Origin of the sequence: Polaromonas sp. (assembly GCF_029945895.1) — a bacterium.
Lineage (GTDB): Bacteria > Pseudomonadota > Gammaproteobacteria > Burkholderiales > Burkholderiaceae_C > Polaromonas.
In genome coordinates this window covers 1-3,785 of the sequence record NZ_JAQSDL010000036.1, presented here as the reverse complement: position 1 = coordinate 3,785, position 3,785 = coordinate 1, and the positions used below count along the sequence as shown (strand labels likewise).

Sequence of the window (3,785 nt, the reverse complement as noted above, 5' to 3'; positions counted from 1 at the left end):
CCGAATGCCCGAACCAGGCGATTTACCTGGGCAAGGAAATCTACGAGATCGACCCGAATCGCTGCACCGAGTGTGTCGGCCATTTCGATGAGCCGCAGTGTGTGCAGGTGTGTCCGGTGGCGTGTATTCCCGTCAACCCGGCCTTCATTGAAGACCGCGAAACGCTCTGGCAGAAGTATCAGCGGCTGCAGGCGGAGCAGCCTGCGGCGGCGGTGGCAGCGCGTTCTTCATAGTCTTTTTGGCCTCCAGCCCTTGTCTGGTGGGCGCAAGAAGCTATTGAATTAATAGCAAATTTTTCCGCATCTGTCGTCCCGGACTTGAACCGGGATCCCTGCTTGCTCACCGACCATTTTTTTTGAAGGGCTGCAGCTTGCCAACAAGCCGGGTCTCGCCCCGGCGGGCGAGGCACTTTGTCTTTGCTTCGCCAAAGAAAAGTACCCAAGAGAAAGGCGACCCGATGGTCCGGGTCCTTCCGCTTCGCTCCAGGCAACCTGTGGTGCTCGACAAAAGCGGGGTCTGGCTAAACTCGCCTGCGGCTCAAACAACGCCAGCCCTGATCCGCTTTTGCCTGCGCTCCTCGGCCCAGCCCGACGGGTGGGGAAACGAAGACAAATACCGAATGCGGGGAGACATGACGCGCGCAGCGCGTCATGTCGAACTCAACCAGCCGTCATGTTTGCACGGGGCAACAGCACACGTAGCCAAATGAAGTCCCCCTCCATCGCCCAGCGGGGCGAGGGCAGGGGTTAGGGGTGGGAGTGGGGAGCTGAAACTACTGTCGGGGGCAGACCGCTGTCGCAGCGTGAAGCCGCTAATCGTTGACGGAGTCTTCAGCTTCAGGCTTGCGCGGCGGCTTGGGCCGCTGCGGCGCGCTGGTGTGGATCAGCATGGTGGCTTTTTCCATCTCTCCGGCCAGCAGGTCGGGCACGGCCTTGAGCGCGCGCGCGATGCTGTCCTCGATCGCCTGACGGTGTTCCTGGGACGGCTTTTTCAGCACCCAGTTGATGACCTCCGACTTCACGCCCGGGTGGCCCACGCCGATGCGCAGGCGCCAGTAGTCGCCTGTGCCGAGCTGGGCATGGATGTCGCGCAGGCCGTTGTGGCCAGCGTGGCTGCCGCCGAACTTGAGTTTGGCCTGGCCGGGCACGATGTCGAGCTCGTCGTGGGCCACCAGGATCTCTTCGGGGGCGATCTTGAAAAAACGCGCCAGTGCCGCCACCGATTTGCCTGACAGGTTCATGAAGGTCAGCGGCTCGAGCAGCCAGACGGTCTGGCCCTTGACGGTGGTGCGGGCGACGCGGCCGTGGTAGTTCTTGTCGAGTGCCAGGCTCAGCTTGAGTTCGCGCGCCAGCGCCTCGGTCCACCAGAAACCGGCGTTATGGCGGGTCGCCTCGTAGTCGGGGCCTGGGTTTCCCAAGCCTACAAAAAGTTTGATCATGCTGTGTGATGAGAGGGAAAAAGCGGTCTTCAGGTGGGCCCGCCACCGGATTATGGGTGCAGCAAGACCTGGCCCCAAGAAAAACGGCCCTTGACCTCCGGGGAGGACAAGGGCCGCTGGCCTTTTCAGGCCGGTGCCGTCATGAATTACTTCTTGGCAGCAGGCTTGGCAGCGTCGGCCTTGGCGCCGGCTTTGGCTTCCTTGGCCGCAGCGGCCTTGGCCGCCTTGGGATCCACAGGCACGGCTGCGGCAGCGGCTGCTGCGGCATCGGCTTCAGCTTCTTCCGAAACGGCAGAGACCGACACCAGCACCGGGTTGTCCTGGCCGCCTTTGGCGACAAACTTCACGCCTTTGGGCAGCATGATGTCCTTGACGTGCAGCGAGGTGCCTTTTTTCAGGCCAGCCAGATCGACGGCGATGAATTCAGGCAGGTCTTTGGGCAGGCAGGAAATGCTCAGCTCGGTCAGCACGTGGTTGACCAGGCAGTTCTCGGCCTTGACCGCTGGGGACTCTTCCTGGCCGCTGTAGTGCAGTGGCACTTTCATGGTCAGGCGGGTCTTCGCGTCGACGCGCTGGAAGTCGATGTGCAGGACCAGTTGCTTGAACGGGTGCATCTGCAGATCACGCAGCAAGACCTTTTGTGTCTTGCCGCCCAGTTCCATCTCGAGGACGGAAGCGTGAAAAGCTTCTTTCTTGATGGCGTGCCACAGTGCGTTGTGATCGAGTTCGATCAGCGACGGTTCACCGGTGCCACCGTAAACGATACCGGGCGTGCGACCGGTGATGCGGAGACGGCGGCTCGCACCCGTACCCTGCTTGGCGCGCTCAAAAGCGACGAATTTCATAATTTTCTCCAAAAAGGGTGGGCCGCGACCAGCTCACCCCGATACCGGAAAACTCCATAAATCCAATTCCTGGGCGCATGGCGGCGTTGCGCGGTGCTCGGAATCCTCATGCACGCAAGTGCATTCCGGTGTCCTGCGCTCCGGGCGCCTTGCCCTGCATCCCAGCAATCGAATTTCTGAAATCTTCCGTAAAAAGGCTGCAAAAAAATGCAGCCGGCTTTTTGCCCTGGATCAGAACAGGTTGTCCTGGTCCGAGAACAAACTCATGACCGACTCCCCGTTGGCGATGCGCTGGATGGTTTCGGCAATCAGCGGCGCCACGGAAAGTTGGCGAATTTTCTTGCAGTCCTGGGCGGCCTGGCTCAGGGGAATGGTGTTGGTGATCACCACTTCGTCGAGGGCCTCGCCCTGCGCAATGCGTTCAATCGCGGGGCCCGAAAAAATCGGGTGTGTGCAATACGCGTAAACCTTCTTGGCACCGCGCTCCTTGAGCACCTCGGCGGCCTTCACCAGCGTGCCGGCGGTGTCGATCATGTCGTCCATGATCACGCAGTTGCGCCCGTCGATGTCGCCGATCACATGCATCACTTCCGACACATTGGCCTTGGGACGGCGCTTGTCGATGATGGCCATGTCGCAGCCCAGCTGTTTGGCCAGGGCGCGTGCGCGCACCACGCCGCCGACGTCGGGCGACACCACCATCAGGTCGTTGTAGTTTTTCTGGCGCAGGTCGCCCAGCAGCACGGGGGAGGCGTAAATGTTGTCGACCGGGATGTCGAAAAAGCCCTGGATCTGGTCGGCATGCAGGTCCATGGTCAGCACGCGCGAAACACCGACGGCCTGCAGCATGTTGGCCACCACCTTGGCGCTGATCGGCACGCGCGCTGAACGCGGGCGGCGGTCCTGGCGGGCGTAACCGAAGTAGGGAATCACGGCGGAAATGCGCTCGGCCGAGGCACGCTTGAGCGCGTCGACCATGATCAGCAGTTCCATCAGGTTTTCATTGGTGGGCGCGCAGGTGGACTGCACCACAAAGACGTCGCGCGCCCGCACGTTCTGCTGGATCTCGACCGTCACTTCGCCGTCGGAAAAACGTCCCACGTGCGCGGCTCCCAGCGAAATACCCAGGTGCTGGGCGATCTCGGATGCCATGCCCGGATTGGCATTGCCGGTGAAAAGCATGAAGTCGGAGTGGTGCGGTTGCATGTGTGGCCCAGCGGGTGTCCAGGAAGAAAACGTTGCTGAATGGATAAAAGCAATAAGCGCACTGAAAACACGGACGCCCTGTGTCCGTTCCATGCCAATGCGGCTTCTGGCCGTTGACTGCCGGCCAATTCAGGGTCTGAATTGCGCAGGCAGGGCCTTCACCGGAGACACTCAACAGTCAGCGAGCACGGCCCCCCATTCGGGTGACCTAAAAACACGGGCCCCACGTGGGACCCGAAAATTTTGGCAGGGGTGGAAGGATTCGAACCTGCGAATGCCGGAATCAAAATCCGGTG

The 3,785-nt window shown here is 61.1% G+C and carries 4 protein-coding genes; 1 reads left to right on the top strand and 3 read right to left on the bottom strand.

The features are described from left to right. A partial coding sequence (locus PSV33_RS04355; protein ID WP_300559144.1) for a YfhL family 4Fe-4S dicluster ferredoxin occupies positions 1 to 233 on the top strand: 233 nt, incomplete at its 5' end. A gap of 578 nt (positions 234 to 811) precedes the next feature. Here the strand turns inward: PSV33_RS04355 and pth are convergent. The 3 genes from pth to PSV33_RS04340 form a co-directional block, all read right to left on the bottom strand. Continuing rightward, complete coding sequence (gene pth / locus PSV33_RS04350) at positions 812 to 1,438, bottom strand: aminoacyl-tRNA hydrolase (RefSeq protein WP_300559142.1); 627 nt, start codon at positions 1,436 to 1,438, stop codon at positions 812 to 814. Positions 1,439 to 1,584: 146 nt separating this feature from the next. Beyond that, a complete protein-coding gene (locus PSV33_RS04345) occupies positions 1,585 to 2,283 on the bottom strand; it encodes a 50S ribosomal protein L25/general stress protein Ctc (RefSeq protein WP_300559139.1) in 699 nt (232 codons plus the stop codon). A gap of 231 nt (positions 2,284 to 2,514) precedes the next feature. Next, positions 2,515 to 3,489, bottom strand: a complete 975-nt coding sequence (locus tag PSV33_RS04340) for a ribose-phosphate pyrophosphokinase (protein ID WP_300514099.1) — start codon at positions 3,487 to 3,489, stop codon at positions 2,515 to 2,517. Positions 3,490 to 3,785: the final 296 nt, after the last annotated feature.